This window comes from Vibrio aquaticus, from assembly GCF_003970385.1.
GTDB lineage: Bacteria > Pseudomonadota > Gammaproteobacteria > Enterobacterales > Vibrionaceae > Vibrio > Vibrio aquaticus.
This window is the reverse complement of sequence record NZ_RXZH01000006.1, coordinates 40,868-56,178: the sequence shown is the minus strand read 5'-3', so window position 1 is coordinate 56,178 and position 15,311 is coordinate 40,868. Positions and strand designations below refer to the sequence as shown.

At 44.6% G+C, this 15,311-nt stretch carries 12 protein-coding genes; 5 read left to right on the top strand and 7 right to left on the bottom strand.

What is annotated here, in order from left to right; all coding sequences use genetic code 11:
- The first annotated feature begins 310 nt into the window (after window positions 1-310).
- On the top strand, window positions 311-1,723 hold the full coding sequence (gene pykF, locus EJ063_RS13835) for a pyruvate kinase PykF (RefSeq protein WP_126574897.1): 1,413 nt from the start codon (window positions 311-313) through the stop codon (window positions 1,721-1,723).
- Between the two features lie 182 nt (window positions 1,724-1,905).
- The gene (locus EJ063_RS13830; protein WP_126574896.1) at window positions 1,906-2,565 is read left to right on the top strand and encodes a GntR family transcriptional regulator; all 660 of its coding nucleotides are present in this window, start codon (window positions 1,906-1,908) and stop codon (window positions 2,563-2,565) included.
- A 41-nt stretch (window positions 2,566-2,606) separates the two neighbouring features.
- Here the strand turns inward: EJ063_RS13830 and EJ063_RS13825 are convergent, their stop codons facing one another.
- From EJ063_RS13825 to epd, 6 genes are all read right to left on the bottom strand, one after another.
- The gene (locus EJ063_RS13825; RefSeq protein ID WP_126574894.1) at window positions 2,607-4,490 is read right to left on the bottom strand and encodes a sensor domain-containing diguanylate cyclase; all 1,884 of its coding nucleotides are present in this window, start codon (window positions 4,488-4,490) and stop codon (window positions 2,607-2,609) included.
- A gap of 102 nt (window positions 4,491-4,592) precedes the next feature.
- Window positions 4,593-5,288 (bottom strand): oxidative stress defense protein, encoded by a 696-nt coding sequence (locus EJ063_RS13820; protein ID WP_126574892.1) that lies wholly within the window; start codon window positions 5,286-5,288, stop codon window positions 4,593-4,595.
- A gap of 171 nt (window positions 5,289-5,459) precedes the next feature.
- Complete coding sequence (gene mscS, locus EJ063_RS13815; RefSeq protein ID WP_126574890.1) at window positions 5,460-6,326, bottom strand: small-conductance mechanosensitive channel MscS; 867 nt, start codon at window positions 6,324-6,326, stop codon at window positions 5,460-5,462.
- Between the two features lie 329 nt (window positions 6,327-6,655).
- Window positions 6,656-7,732: a class II fructose-bisphosphate aldolase gene (gene fbaA / locus EJ063_RS13810; protein WP_032549831.1), complete on the bottom strand. Its 1,077-nt coding sequence runs from the start codon at window positions 7,730-7,732 to the stop codon at window positions 6,656-6,658.
- A gap of 153 nt (window positions 7,733-7,885) precedes the next feature.
- Window positions 7,886-9,046, bottom strand: coding sequence for a phosphoglycerate kinase (locus EJ063_RS13805; protein ID WP_126574889.1), 1,161 nt, complete (start codon window positions 9,044-9,046; stop codon window positions 7,886-7,888).
- A 151-nt stretch (window positions 9,047-9,197) separates the two neighbouring features.
- Window positions 9,198-10,223, bottom strand: coding sequence for an erythrose-4-phosphate dehydrogenase (epd, locus tag EJ063_RS13800; protein WP_126574887.1), 1,026 nt, complete (start codon window positions 10,221-10,223; stop codon window positions 9,198-9,200).
- A 198-nt stretch (window positions 10,224-10,421) separates the two neighbouring features.
- On the opposite strand from epd, the gene EJ063_RS13795 reads away from it, so the two are divergent.
- A complete protein-coding gene (locus EJ063_RS13795) occupies window positions 10,422-10,658 on the top strand; it encodes a hypothetical protein (RefSeq protein ID WP_126574885.1) in 237 nt (78 codons plus the stop codon).
- A gap of 77 nt (window positions 10,659-10,735) precedes the next feature.
- Here the strand turns inward: EJ063_RS13795 and tkt are convergent, their stop codons facing one another.
- Window positions 10,736-12,730, bottom strand: coding sequence for a transketolase (gene tkt / locus EJ063_RS13790; RefSeq protein WP_126574884.1), 1,995 nt, complete (start codon window positions 12,728-12,730; stop codon window positions 10,736-10,738).
- A gap of 318 nt (window positions 12,731-13,048) precedes the next feature.
- Between tkt and metK the strand changes: the two genes are divergently transcribed.
- The gene (gene metK, locus EJ063_RS13785) at window positions 13,049-14,203 is read left to right on the top strand and encodes a methionine adenosyltransferase (RefSeq protein WP_126574882.1); all 1,155 of its coding nucleotides are present in this window, start codon (window positions 13,049-13,051) and stop codon (window positions 14,201-14,203) included.
- A 275-nt stretch (window positions 14,204-14,478) separates the two neighbouring features.
- Window positions 14,479-15,276, top strand: a complete 798-nt coding sequence (locus EJ063_RS13780; RefSeq protein ID WP_126574880.1) for a DUF2189 domain-containing protein — start codon at window positions 14,479-14,481, stop codon at window positions 15,274-15,276.
- Window positions 15,277-15,311: the final 35 nt, after the last annotated feature.

Sequence of the window (15,311 nt, the reverse complement as noted above, 5' to 3'; positions counted from 1 at the left end):
CTTAAGCAGTGATATTGAAATCATTCGGTGGTAGAATGCGCGACCTAAAAGAAAAAAAATTACAGAATTGACCGTTATTTTTTTGCAACTTTCAGCCTATATCCTAGGTTTGTCACATAAATGCGGATTAATTACGCACTAAGTTGGTCATAAAATGACTAAACTTATGAAAGACTTTCAGTTCTGAAGCCAACAAAATTATCGGCTACATTTATAAGTTGGCAGGCACAAAATGCCTAAATGTAACCCTTGCTTCAGACCAATAACCAACTTTCAAATTGTAAATATATTGACCCGGAGAGTATCTTCCATGAAAAAGACCAAAATCGTATGTACGATTGGCCCTAAAACTGAATCTGTAGAGAAGCTAACTGAACTAGTAAGCGCAGGCATGAACGTAATGCGCCTAAACTTCTCTCACGGTGACTACGAAGAGCACGGCACTCGTATCGCGAATTTCCGTAAAGTAATGGAAAACGTGGGTAAGCAACTAGCAATCCTACTTGATACTAAAGGTCCTGAGATCCGTACTATCAAGCTTGAAGGCGGCAACGACGTTGACCTAGTTGCTGGTCAAGAGTTCACGTTCACAACTGACACTTCAGTTGTTGGTAACAAAGAAACTGTAGCGGTAACTTACGCAGGTTTCGCAGCTGACCTAAATGTTGGTAACACTATCCTTGTTGATGACGGCCTAATCGAAATGGAAGTTATCGCAACAACTGACACTGAAGTGAAGTGTAAAGTTCTTAACAACGGTGCACTAGGCGAAAACAAAGGTGTTAACCTTCCTGGCGTTTCTGTTCAACTTCCAGCGCTATCTGAAAAAGATAAGAACGACCTTAAGTTTGGTTGTGAGCAAGGCGTTGACTTCGTTGCGGCTTCTTTCATCCGTAAAGCATCTGACGTTAAAGAAATCCGTGAAATCCTAGACGCAAATGGCGGCTCTGACATTCACATCATTTCTAAGATCGAAAACCAAGAAGGTGTTGATAACTTCGATGAGATCCTAGAGCTTTCTGACGGTATCATGGTTGCTCGTGGTGACCTAGGTGTTGAGATCCCAGCTGAAGAAGTAATCTTCGCTCAGAAAATGATGATCGAAAAGTGTAACCGTGCACGTAAGATGGTTATCACTGCGACTCAAATGCTTGATTCTATGATCAACAACCCACGTCCAACTCGTGCAGAAGCGGGCGACGTTGCGAACGCAATCATGGACGGTACTGATGCAGTAATGCTTTCTGGTGAAACGGCGAAAGGTAAGTACCCTGTTGAAGCGGTAACTATCATGGCTCAAATCGCTAACCGCACTGACGGCGCGCTTAAAGCTGAACTAGGTTCTCGTCTAGACAGCCCTCGTCTACGTATCACTGAAGCAGTATGTAAAGGTGCAGTAGACACAGCTGAGAAGCTAGCTGCTCCACTGATCATCGTTGCAACTGAAGGTGGTAAGTCTGCACGTTCTGTACGTAAGTACTTCCCAACAGCAAACATCATTGCACTGACAACTAACCAAAAAACAGCAGCTCAGCTTGTTCTTACTAAAGGTGTTCGTCCAGTTCTTGTTGATTCTATCGACAGCACAGATGCTTTCTACAAAATGGGTAAAGAGTACGCTCTTAAAGCTGAATTCGGCAGCAAAGGCGACATCGTTGTTATGGTTTCTGGCGCTCTAGTGGCTTCAGGCACAACGAATACAGCGTCTGTACACGTTCTATAAGACGATGTAATTCAATCATTCGTTCAATAAAAAAGAGGGCTTAGGCCCTCTTTTTTTATATATTTAGTCTTGCCCTCATAATCAGTACGCTGTATTATCGCCCAAGTTATTAGAATTACATACCGTTAAAACCCTTGTGGTTTTATATAACGGACAGTCAGCAAGCGAATGAGGAAAGCACAGTGTCGAGCCCAACCTTAACAGACAAAGTATCGAAAATGATTCACCAAGATATTTTGAATGGTGAACTTAAGCCTGGTCAGAAATTAGTTGTTGCTGATTTAAAGCAAAAGTACAACGTAGGCGCATCCCCAATTCGAGAAGCCTTGGTTCAGTTATCTTGGACTAAATACGTTAGCCTAGAGCCACAAAAAGGCTGTTGGGTTGCCCCTGTTTCGATCACTGAGTTGACTGATCTATATGAAAGCCTACGCTTTGTGGCTTCAGTGCTTATCAAGCAAGCGATTGAAGCAGGGGATGAAAGCTGGGAGCTTGATGTACTGACATCATTCCACAAACTTTCTCGTATTAAGCTGTCAAAAGAAGACTTCGATTGGAGCGAGTGGGAAGAGCGTCAGCATCAATTCCATATCTCTCTGCTAGAGGGCGCTATCTCGAAAAACATGCTGAACTTCTTCAATGACCTGATCAATCAGGTAAAACGTTACCGCTACTACGCTGTCGTTAACGGCCTTGATAGCAGTGCATACAACCTTGATGAATACGAAATGATCATGAAGCTTGTGCTTGCAAAAGATGCCGATAAAGCGGCTGAGAAGTTTGATTTGCACCTGCACCGCACGATGGAGCAAATCCAAGAAGTTATTGAAGCGGCAGCTTGAAAGCAGAGCCAATAAAAAATCGAGCCTAGCGCTCGATTTTTTTATGCCATATCGTCTTCGCTCGTGCAGACTGACAAGCGATTTCGGCCATTTGTTTTCGACTCATACAGTGCGATATCCGCATACTTATAACAACGAGTACTATCGGCAGACAGCTGCGTCACTCCAATACTTACTGTCACAGGAATCTGACTATCGAGCTCAACACTAATACGCAGTCTTTCTAACGCCATCTCTGCTTGTGTTAACGTGGTATTAGGCATAATGATCGCAAATTCTTCCCCACCAATCCTTGCCACAAAGTCCGTTTCTCTTAATGAATGTTCAAAAACTCGAGCCGCTTCTTTGATCACTCGATCGCCTTCATCATGGCCTAATTCATCATTAATCCGCTTGAAGTAATCAAGGTCAATCAAGGCAAGGCAGTTAGTTGGCGTGTCTGGGTAACGAGCCACCAAGTTGCTGTAACGACGCAGCTCTAATTCAAACTTGCGACGGTTCCACAGTTCGGTAAGTGCATCTCTCTCACTTAAGACACGCAGACGTTCTTCAAGTTGTTTACGGTCAGAAATATCGACAATGGAAGTGATGTAATAGCTCACTTTTCCTGATTTCGCTAACACGCTCTGCACTCGTACAATCACGGTTACTGGAGCGTTGTCGCCGATTCCTAACAGAGTTAATTCACCTTCCCAAGACTGATAACGAGCAACATGATCAAAAATGGCAATCACTTTCTCCAGTTGTTCTTCCCCTAACAACAACTTGATAATGTTCCGCGACTCAACATCTTTCTGCTCCAAGGCGGTCAGCTGAGTAAAATGCTCATTGACTCTAATCACACGGTGACGACGATCAGAAATAATGATCGCCGACATACCACTTAGCGCAGCTCTGGCTAACTGGCTTTCTAAACTGCGCTGACGGTAACGTGTAACCAGCAAGGCTGAAGGCAAGACAAAAACAAGCGTAAGCAATAACACAAGCATCGCTTCTCGCATCAAGTCTCGAACATCTCGCTTTGACAGTTGCTCTATTTCATCCTTTTCAAAATGCGTTACAAGATACAACTTCTGCTTAGGAGACAAACGTATCTGGTTAAAGACGATCAATTCCCCTTCATCAACCTGATAACCTGACTTGTTGCTTTGCATCACTTGCCATACCTGTGGATGCTGGGTGGCTAGGTTATGCGCTTGACGCTCTTTAATTAAGTTGCCAAACAGCTTACTTTGATTATCCCCTGCCAGATAGAAACCAGACTCATCAACAAGCTCAGGACGAAACTCTTTGTTGGGAGAGAAGTTCAAACGTGATGCTAAATACCAGACGTCAACGTTCAAAACGAAGTACCCTGAGCGCTCTCCTCGAACATAGACAGGAGTAATAAGGCGTAAGATAGGATGATAGGACGCCGCTCTCTCGCCCGTACTTTCTTCTAGGTCGATCCCCCAAGCGCCGATCTCATTTTCTTTTAGGGTTTGAGCGTACTCAAAATAGCGCTGTCCTTGCCTATCGTCCAAATATTCAGAACGATAGACCCGTTGTTCACTGTTCACATAGTTTAATTGAATCTTCTCGACACCATGAGCGTCGATAAAACGAAACTGGCTATACCATTTCTGGTTTACAGCAATCGATGACCACACTTCTTCCACAACCGCTTTATTAACAACGGAGGGCTCCAATATATAGTCATATAAGCTTCGGCTATGCGATAAGAGTTCAATAATGGAGGCAAAACGGCGCTGAATTTCACCATACTCTCTTTCACTATACGCGAGTTGATGTAACGCCTGCTTAGCTGTTTGTGTAAGAGCAGCTTGCTTTATCTGTTGATACTGGTGGGCATAATAAATTGAAAAAGCAAAGGCAAAGACCAACGTGGTCATCACTAAATGAGGAAGGAAGTAGCTGCGCTTCATTACACTGTTGGCTCCGTAAATCGACCAAACAGTATAGCACTCAATTTAAGGAGGGTTGAAGACTTAGCTGAAGAATCTTCAACCCACATATGCATGCTTTCTTTAGTCGAGTTTGTAAATCACATCAACACGATCACGTATGATGATAGTCGAATCTTGGTAGCTGTTTGACTCCGATTTCGCATCCATCGCCATCGTTCGCATGAGGACTGGTTGACCGCCAGACATATTGTAATCAATTCTCCAAACCCCACCCACATCCATACCAAACCCATCAGCTAATGATTCAGCCTTGCTATTGGCATCTTTAATCGCAGCTAGGCGAGCCTGTTGCTGATAAACAGCTTGGTCTTTTACTTTCAATTGGATGTTGTCGACTTGGTTGATGCCAGAATTTAGCGCCATATCCAAATAGCGATTCAGTTCTGATAACTGCTCAACCGTTACGGTAATACTTCGGGACGCTCGGTAACCGACAAGTTCTGGTTTGCCTTTTTTAGGATAGTGGTACTGAGGGGTAATGTAGAGATTTGAGCTGGAGATTTGCTCGCTCTTAACCCCTTCACTCTGCAAGGCTTGAAGAAAAGTGGTGACACTCTTATCGACCGATTGTTTCGCTTGTTCAGCCGTCATTGTCGATTCAACCACTTTGACTGAAAACTGAGCCATATCTGGTTTAGCCACCACCTCACCATAACCTGTGGTCGCTAAATGAGGGAAATCTGGCGTTGCTGCCCATGACGCAACGCTCGCTAACGTCAAAGAAACTGCGATTGCAGCTTGAGGAAAAAACTTCATATATCAATCACCCTATGGAATGAACTCATTACATCATAGGCGTCAAGATATGTGAGACCAATGGAATATTGGTAGTTCTGACAGGAAAATCACTTTAGTCCAAAAACAAAAAAGCGAGGCATGTGCCTCGCTCTCTCATAGGTCGTTATAACAAGTCGCTATAACAACTTGTTACGCTTCGACTTTGTTCAGGTGAACATCCATTTGTGGGAATGGAATTTCGATACCTGCTTCATCAAGCGCTTCTTTGATTGCTTGAGTCGAGTCAAAGTAAACATCCCAGTAGTCCGCGGTCTTACACCAAGGACGAACCACAAAGTTCACTGAAGAATCCGCAAGTGCAAGTACACCAATTTGGATGTCTGGATCTTTAAGGATGCGCTCATCTTTCTCTAGAGCTTCACGAATCACTTTCTTCGTCTGCTTAAGATCAGCACCGTAAGAAACACCAATCACTAAATCAACACGACGTGTGTCATGGCGAGAATAGTTCGTGATCGCACCACCAATGACACCAGAGTTTGGCACTACAACCATTTTGTTGTCTGGCGTTTTTAGCACAGTTTGGAAAATCTGGATTGCTTCTACGCTACCCGCAACGCCACCAATTTCCACATAGTCACCAGACTTAAATGGACGGAATGCAACGATAAGCACGCCTGCTGCAAAGTTCGAGAGAGAACCTTGTAGAGCGAGACCAACAGCAAGACCAGCAGCACCAATTACCGCAACAACAGAAGCCGTTTGAACGCCTAAGCGACCCAGTGCAGCGATTAGAACAATCACAAACAGTAAGTAACGAACTAAGCCATGAACAAATTCAACAACGGCTTTGTCCATTTTTTTCTTTTCTAATACCTTAGAAACGCTGTTTGCTACTGCTTTAACGATAATGTTACCGATAAATAAAATCAGTACTGCAGAAATAACATTCACACCGTATTGAACGAGTAGATCTGAATTACTTGTAAGCCATTTCTCTGCATGACTTAAACCATCAACTAGGGGAGTTTCGATCCCCGCTGATTCACCTGCCATAATATGTATCCTCTAAAAAGTAATGATTCAATGAACCAAACTGCGTTTACTTACTAATTGATTGTGACATCCCTATACATCGACTGAAGCAATGCCAGTTTTTTGGCACGATATCTCACTTTTGACCATTCTCAAAGTCAACTTTTTGCAAAGAGAACGAAAACAAAGGCTTATCAGAAAATTCTGATATCGGCTTGTTACAGATTACGCAAACTCGTTACATATCTCCAGAGTTTTTCTATGTAGGAACACCATTTTGTTAAAAATGAATCAGAAACAAAAAAACCCGCTACAAGAGCGGGTTTTTAGTTAACTGAGTAACGACTAAATTATAGTACGTCTACTGCGTTTAGGTCAGCGAATGCTTTCTCAAGACGAGTAACCATAGAAGCTTGACCAGCACGTAGCCATACGCGTGGATCGTAGTACTTCTTGTTTGGCGCATCTTCACCAGTTGGGTTACCAATTTGACCTTGTAGGTAGTCACGGTTTTCCGCTTCGTACGCACGGATACCATCCCATGTAGCCCACTGTGTATCAGTATCGATGTTCATTTTGATAACACCGTAGCCGATAGACTCTTGGATTTCAGCTTCAGTAGAACCAGAACCACCGTGGAATACGAAGTTTAGAGCGTTAGGTGCAATACCGAACTTCTCTGCACAGTATGCTTGAGAGTCACGTAGGATAGTTGGAGTTAGTACAACGTTACCTGGCTTGTATACGCCGTGTACGTTACCGAAAGATGCAGCGATAGTGAAACGTGGGCTAACAGCGCTTAGTTTCTCGTATGCGTATGCTACATCTTCTGGAGAAGTGTAAAGCTCAGATGCGTCCATATCAGAGTTATCAACGCCATCTTCTTCACCACCAGTACAACCAAGTTCGATCTCGATTGTCATGTTCATTTTAGCCATGCGCTCTAGGTACTTAGCACATGTTTCGATGTTCTCTTCTAGAGACTCTTCAGAAAGGTCTAGCATGTGAGAAGAGAATAGAGGCTTACCAGTTTGAGCGAAGAACTCTTCACCCGCGTCTAGTAGACCGTCGATCCATGGAAGAAGCTTCTTAGCAGCGTGGTCAGTGTGTAGGATAACTGGAACACCGTAAGCTTCAGCGACAGCGTGAACGTATTTAGCACCCGCTACAGCACCAAGGATTTGAGCACCTTGACCTTCAAGTTTAACGCCTTTACCAGCGAAGAAAGCTGCACCGCCGTTAGAGAACTGAACAACAACAGGAGATTTAACTTTCGCTGCTGCTTCTAGTACTGCGTTTACAGAGTCAGTACCAACAACGTTTACTGCTGGAAGTGCAAATTTGTTCTCTTTTGCTACTTCAAATACTTTCTGTACGTCATCGCCAGAGATAACACCTGGTTTTACGAAATCGAAGATCTTAGACATGGATTTAATCCTATTTATCTGTCGTTTTAAAAATAAAACTTGTTAAGTTTAAATTCTTGCAAACGTTTGCTCACAACTCGCGCTATTCTAGCAAAAAAGTGTGATGTGCAGCAAACAAGAAAGCGGGAGATTAACTCTCCCGCTTTCACTTAATTACTTAGCGCGCTCTTCAAGCATCGCCACAGCAGGAAGTACTTTACCTTCAACGAACTCAAGGAATGCACCACCACCTGTAGAGATGTAAGAAACGTCAGCTTTGATACCGAACTTGTCGATAGCCGCTAGCGTGTCACCACCACCTGCTACAGAGAAACCTGCAGATTCAGCGATTGCTTTAGAAATACCTGCTGTACCCGCTTCAAAGTTCTTGAATTCGAATACGCCTACTGGGCCGTTCCAAAGGATAGTTTTTGCGTTAGCGATGATGTCAGCGAGTGCTGCAGTTGAATCTGGACCTAGGTCGAAGATCATGTCGTCATCAGCGACTTCAGATACGTGCTTGATTTCAGCTTCTGCGTTCTCGTCAAATGCTTTTGCACATGCAACGTCAGTTGCAACTGGGATTGCACACTCTTTCATTAGTTTTTGAGCAGTCTCAACTAGGTCAGCTTCGTATAGAGATTTACCTACGTTGTGGCCTTCAGCAGCGATGAACGTGTTTGCAATACCACCACCAACAACAAGTTGGTCAGCCACTTTAGATAGCGATTCTAGAACAGTCAGTTTAGTAGAAACTTTAGAACCACCAACGATAGCCACTAGTGGACGCTCTGGTTTGTCCATTGCTTTACCTAGTGCTTCAAGTTCAGCAGCAAGTAGAGGACCAGCACACGCTACAGGTGCATGCATACCAACGCCGTGGGTAGATGCTTGTGCACGGTGAGCCGTACCGAATGCATCCATTACGAATACGTCACATAGTGCTGCGTATGCTTTCGATAGCTCTTCTTCGTTCTTCTTCTCGCCTTTGTTAAAGCGAACGTTTTCAAGAACAACTAGCTCACCAGCGTTTAGTTCAAGACCGTTTAGGTAGTCTTTTGCAAGTTTAACGTCACAGTCTAGTGCGTCGTTTAGGTAGTTAACGACAGGTTGTAGAGAGAACTCTTCCGCGTACTCACCTTCTGTTGGACGACCTAGGTGAGAAGTCACCATTACTTTAGCGCCAGCTTCAAGACATAGCTTGATTGTTGGCAAAGAAGCTAGGATACGAGCATCAGAAGTCACTTTGCCTTCTTTTACTGGTACGTTTAGATCCGCACGGATAAATACACGTTTACCTGCTAGATCCAGGTCAGTCATCTTGATTACAGACATGATGTGTCCTCTCAAATATTCAATAAGTAAAGTTTTCAGTAGCCCGGCAACCCTGCCAGACCTATTAATTCTTCAAACGCTTCGGTGTACATGGAGATTATCAATATTTATTTCAAGGGTGGAAATAAATATTTCTCCAACAATAAAGTGGTTATTTCGCACTCTGCATTGCGAGCGCTGTATCCAACATACGATTCGCAAAGCCCCATTCGTTATCACACCATACGAGCATTTTTACTAAGTGCCCGTTACTCACTCGTGTTTGCGTGCCATCGACAATCGCGCTATGGGGATCGTGGTTAAAGTCGATGGAAACGAGCGGCGCTTCAGTATAGTCAACAATGCCCTGTAATGTACACTGAGATGCGTTAACAATGGTTTGATTTACGTCATTAACTTTCACATTTGTATTAATTGTGACACTTAAATCCATCGCGGTGACGTTTACAGTCGGTACTCGTACTGAAATCGCTTCAAACTTGTTAGAAAATTTCGGGAAGATTCTTTCAATACCTTTATGCAACTTAGTATCTACTGGAATGATGGATTGGCTTGCCGCGCGAGTACGTCTTAAGTCGGCGTGATAAGCATCAATGACCTGTTGATCATTCATGGAAGAGTGAATCGTCGTGATTGTGCCGGATTCAATTTCAAAGGCATCATCAAGGGCCTTAATAATCGGTACGATACAGTTGGTGGTACACGAACCGTTCGACACTACGTTATGTTCTGCCTTGAGTGTCTTGTGGTTCACACCATAGATGATGGTGTTATCGAGATCATTTGCACCAGGGTGAGAGAACAGCACCTTTTTAGCGCCAGCCTTGATATGCTCTTGGCCATCCGCTTGCGAGCCAAATACACCCGTACAATCTAAGACAAGATCAACTTCTAGATCACGCCATGGTAAAAGTTCAATATCACTCAGGTGTAAGATGCGAATGGAATCAAATTCACTGCTGTCATGATGTACGTAGATGTGTTCTTGGTCGTTACTGATTTTCTTACCAAATCGACCATGACTTGTATCGTATTGCAGTAAATGCGCCATAGCGTCAGGCTGAGCAAGCTCATTGACCGCTACCACTTTAATTTGTTGGCTTTTGCCGCTTTCATACACTGCCCGCAGCACATTACGGCCGATACGCCCAAATCCATTGATTGCAACTCTTAGCATGATTCCATCGCCCTACATGATTTTCGTGTCACAAATACTACCCGATAGCCGTCAAAAGCGCATTAAGTTAGTGAAATGGGTCGAAGATTTTGATTTATAAAACTTGATTAATATCTAAGCCATATGCATAGTGACCGTGAGTTGTCATTTTTCTATTGGCTGTTTCTTTCCTAGTTTTATCAACCAAAGGAAATGACTATGTCTGGATACCCAGCAACTCACTTTTGTAAACAATGCGAACAAGAAACACCCCATAGTGAAGTGCTTGTAAGAAAGACCAGCAGCTACGACACGGACACTTCTCTTTTAGGTAGAATCAAACTTATGGCTCATACCTTTATTAATGGTGGTCACTACTACGACATGGACAGATATGTCACGTGTAAAGTGTGTGGTCATAAAGAGAAGGATAACTGGGGTAAAGAGTTTGAGTAATACCAACCCTTAGATTGAACGCATAAAAAAACCGAGCCACTCAGGCTCGGTTTTCTACATTAAGGCGTCAGAAAATCTTACGCTAATAGATCTTTCGCTGTGTTCACAACATTTTCAGTCGTGAAGCCGAACATCTTGAATAGCTCACCTGCAGGTGCAGATTCGCCGAACGTTGTCATACCGATGATCTTGCCACCGAAGCCAACGTACTTGTACCAGAAGTCAGCGATGCCAGCTTCTACAGCGATACGAGCTGTTACGTCTGATGGCAGTACAGATTCACGGTACTCTGCGTCTTGCTTGTCGAATGCGTCAGTTGCAGGCATTGAAACAACGCGAACTTTCTTACCTTCAGCGGTTAGCTCAGCGGCAGCGTTAACCGCTAGCTCAACTTCAGAACCCGTTGCGATAAGGATTAGCTCTGGTTTGCCTTCACAATCTTTCAGGATGTAACCACCCTTCGCGATGTTTGCTACTTGTTCTTCGTTACGCTCTTGCTGTGCAAGGTTCTGACGAGAGAAGATCAGAGACGTTGGGCCATCTTTACGCTCGATTGCCAGTTTCCAAGCGACTGCAGATTCAACTTGGTCACATGGGCGCCATGTGCTCATGTTTGGAGTCAGACGCAGAGAAGCCATTTGCTCAACAGGTTGGTGAGTTGGGCCATCTTCGCCAAGACCGATAGAGTCGTGCGTGTAAACTTGGATGTTCTGAACTTTCATCAGAGCAGCCATACGCATTGCGTTACGCGCGTATTCCATGAACATTAGGAAAGTCGCGCCGTATGGTACGAAACCACCGTGCAGAGCGATACCGTTCATGATCGCTGTCATACCGAATTCACGTACACCGTAGTGGATGTAGTTACCAGACGCATCTTCAGCAGAAACTGACTTAGAGCCAGACCACATGGTTAAGTTAGAAGGTGCCAGGTCAGCAGAGCCGCCGAGGAATTCTGGTAGCATAGCACCGAACGCTTCTAGTGCGTTTTGAGACGCTTTACGTGATGCGATGTTTGCAGGGTTAGCTTGAAGGTCTGCAATGATTGCGTTTGCTTTCTCTTCCCACTGTGCTGGTAGCTCACCGTTTAGGCGACGTTTAAGCTCTGCTGCTTCTGCTGGGTAAGCTGCTGCATAAGCATCGAACTTAGCATTCCAAGCTGCTTCTTTAGCTGCGCCTGCTTCTTTTGCATCCCACTGAGCATATACGTCAGCAGGAATTTCAAAAGGACCGAATTCCCAACCAAGCTGCTTGCGAGTCGCTGCGATTTCTTCTGCGCCTAAAGGAGCACCGTGACAATCGTGAGAACCAGATTTGTTTGGAGAACCAAAACCAATGATAGTCTTAGTACAGATTAGAGTCGGACGAGGATCAGCTTTCGCCGCCTCGATTGCTGCGTTGATCGCTTCTGGATCGTGACCGTCTACTGCTGGGATTACGTGCCAGCCGTATGCTTCAAAACGCTTAGGCGTATCGTCAGAGAACCAACCTTCAACTTCACCATCAATAGAGATGCCGTTGTCATCCCAGAAAGCGATCAGCTTACCAAGACCTAAGGTACCGGCTAGAGAACATGCTTCATGAGAGATACCTTCCATCAGACAGCCATCACCCATGAATGCATACGTGAAGTGGTCAACGATGTCGTGGCCTTCTTTGTTGAACTGTGCTGCTAGAGTCTTCTCAGCTAGCGCCATACCAACAGCATTAGTAATGCCTTGACCTAGCGGGCCTGTTGTTGTTTCAACACCTGGCGCGTAGCCGTACTCCGGGTGACCTGGAGTCTTAGAGTGAAGCTGACGGAAGTTTTTCAGATCATCAATCGATAGCTCGTAACCTGCTAGGTGTAACAGAGAGTAAATCAGCATAGAGCCGTGGCCGTTTGAAAGAACAAAACGGTCGCGGTCAGCCCACTCTGGGTTTGCTGGGTTGTGGTTTAGGTGAGAACGCCAAAGAACTTCAGCGATATCAGCCATACCCATAGGTGCGCCTGGGTGACCAGAGTTAGCTTGTTGAACACCATCCATGCTTAGAGCGCGGATAGCATTAGCGAGATGTTGACGAGAAGACATGTCAGCTCCTGAGTGCATTAAGCGAATCAATATAAAATGTGGGCGATAATTCTCTCAAAGCGACCCAGGCTGTGCAAACGTTTTCCAGGACAAAACATCACAATTTTTTGAAATTTCGTCTCCTTTGCCACCAAGTTCGCTATAAATAAACAACACAAAGCAAACGTTTGGTTATGAGTGATACAAAAAAAGAGCTTGTAATTCGAGCAATCGAATTTAGAATAGACGTCTAGATGTAGATACACCTACAGTTAATAATATTATTTAATGGCGATGGGTTTATATAACCGGTCGCAATCATAGATATACGGAGATCACATGGCTAAGCACCTGTTCACTTCTGAGTCAGTATCAGAAGGCCATCCAGATAAAATTGCAGACCAAATTTCAGATGCAGTACTTGATGCTATTCTAGAACAAGACCCGAAAGCACGTGTTGCGTGTGAAACTTACGTAAAAACTGGCATGGTAATGGTCGGTGGTGAAGTAACTACTTCAGCATGGGTTGATATCGAAGAGATCACTCGTCAAACAGTACGTGAAATTGGTTACGTTCACTCAGACATGGGCTTTGATGCGGACTCTTGTGCCGTGCTAAACACTATCGGTAAGCAGTCTCCAGACATCAACCAAGGCGTTGATAAAGCAGACCCTAAAGATCAGGGCGCGGGCGACCAAGGCATCATGTTTGGTTACGCAACCAACGAAACTGAAATCCTAATGCCAGCTCCAATTACTTACTCTCACCTACTTGTTAAGAAGCAAGCTGAAGTGCGTAAGAGCGGCAAGCTAGACTTCCTACGTCCAGACGCGAAATCTCAGGTAACATTCCAATACGACCAAGATAAGATCGTTGGTATCGATGCAGTTGTTCTTTCAACTCAACATTGTGATTCAGTAACAACACCTGATTTACGTGAAGCAGTAATGGAAGAGATCATCAAACCAGTACTTCCGTCTGAATGGATCAACAAAGAGACTAACTTCTTCATTAACCCAACTGGTCGTTTTGTAATCGGTGGCCCAATGGGTGACTGTGGTCTAACAGGTCGTAAAATCATTGTCGATACCTATGGCGGCGCAGCTCGTCACGGTGGTGGTGCATTCTCTGGTAAAGATCCATCAAAAGTAGACCGCTCTGCAGCATACGCAGCACGTTACGTTGCGAAAAACATCGTAGCAGCTGGTATGGCTGACCGTTGTGAAATCCAACTGTCTTACGCAATCGGTGTTGCTGATCCAACGTCTATCATGGTTGAAACGTTTGGTACTGAGAAAGTGCCTCACGAAGTAATCATCGAAGCGGTTCGTCAAAACTTCGACCTACGCCCATACGGCCTACAGGAAATGCTGAACCTACTTCAACCTATCTACAAGAAGACAGCAGCTTACGGTCACTTCGGCCGTGAAGAGTTCCCATGGGAAGCAACGGACAAAGCAGCAATTCTTGCAGACTTCGCTGGCCTTAAGTAACTAACACTTAAAGCGCAAAAATGATTCAAGGGCTTTTGGGAAACCAAAAGCCCTTTTTCTTTGTCAGTGAATTTGCTGTGCAAAATTTGTATTTTCTTGCCACAAGGTCAATAGTTAAAAATATGTTACGAGATCCATCTTTTTGGAAACTCATCTCGTAACAGAAACAAACTCTTGCCCTAACACTAAGAAGTCACGACCCGGGCATCGAGTTTCCTACGCATTAGAGTAGCCAAGCTACTTGATGACAATAGAGAATCGATCAAGGAGGATGTATGCCTCGTACGGTGAATCCCAATGACTTCAGCGATAAGCGCAAGGAAGTCCCAGACCAAGAATACGCGCGAACCATTCCATGTAACCAAGTGAGTATCTCTGCTCCGTTTCATTGGTTATCGCTTGGTTTGCACGACTTTGTCCGCATGCCGCTGATCAGCGGTTTTTACGGCCTATGTTTCATGGCAGCCGCTATTGGTATAGTGCTTCTCGTGCAATGGCAAGGCACGCACCTTGTGGTCATGCCTAGCCTAGTTGTCTATATGCTGATCGGACCGTTCCTCGCACTTGGCCTATACGATGCGAGCTGGGAGCGAGAAAAAGGCCACAGCCCGAGCTTACTGCACTCAATGAAAGCCATCAGCCGCAATTCCACCTCACAGTGGGCGTTTGCCGTAATGTTGGCAGTGTGTATGATTTTCTGGATGAGAATTGCCGCGCTACTACACGCGCTCTACCCTTCAGTACAAGGCGCTCCACTGACTGACTTTATGCCATTTTTGGTTATTGGCTCATTAGTTGGGTTAGTACTTGCTGCGGTTGTATTCAGTATCTCTGCGTTTTCAATTCCATTGATGATGGAACGCCGTGTCGACATGATGACCGCCGTCTTCACTAGCTTCAACGCCGTAAAATCCAACATTCCTGCAATGATTGTTTGGGCGGCACTGATTTGTGGCGGAATTCTCGTTGGCTTTGCGACTTACGGTATCGGCATGCTCTTTACTATGCCCATCCTAGGCTACGGTACTTGGCATGCTTACCATGAAGTGATTAAGAAAAAACACCACCCTTAGTCGCTCTTCGCTTGAAAGCATTATATGATTCGCCC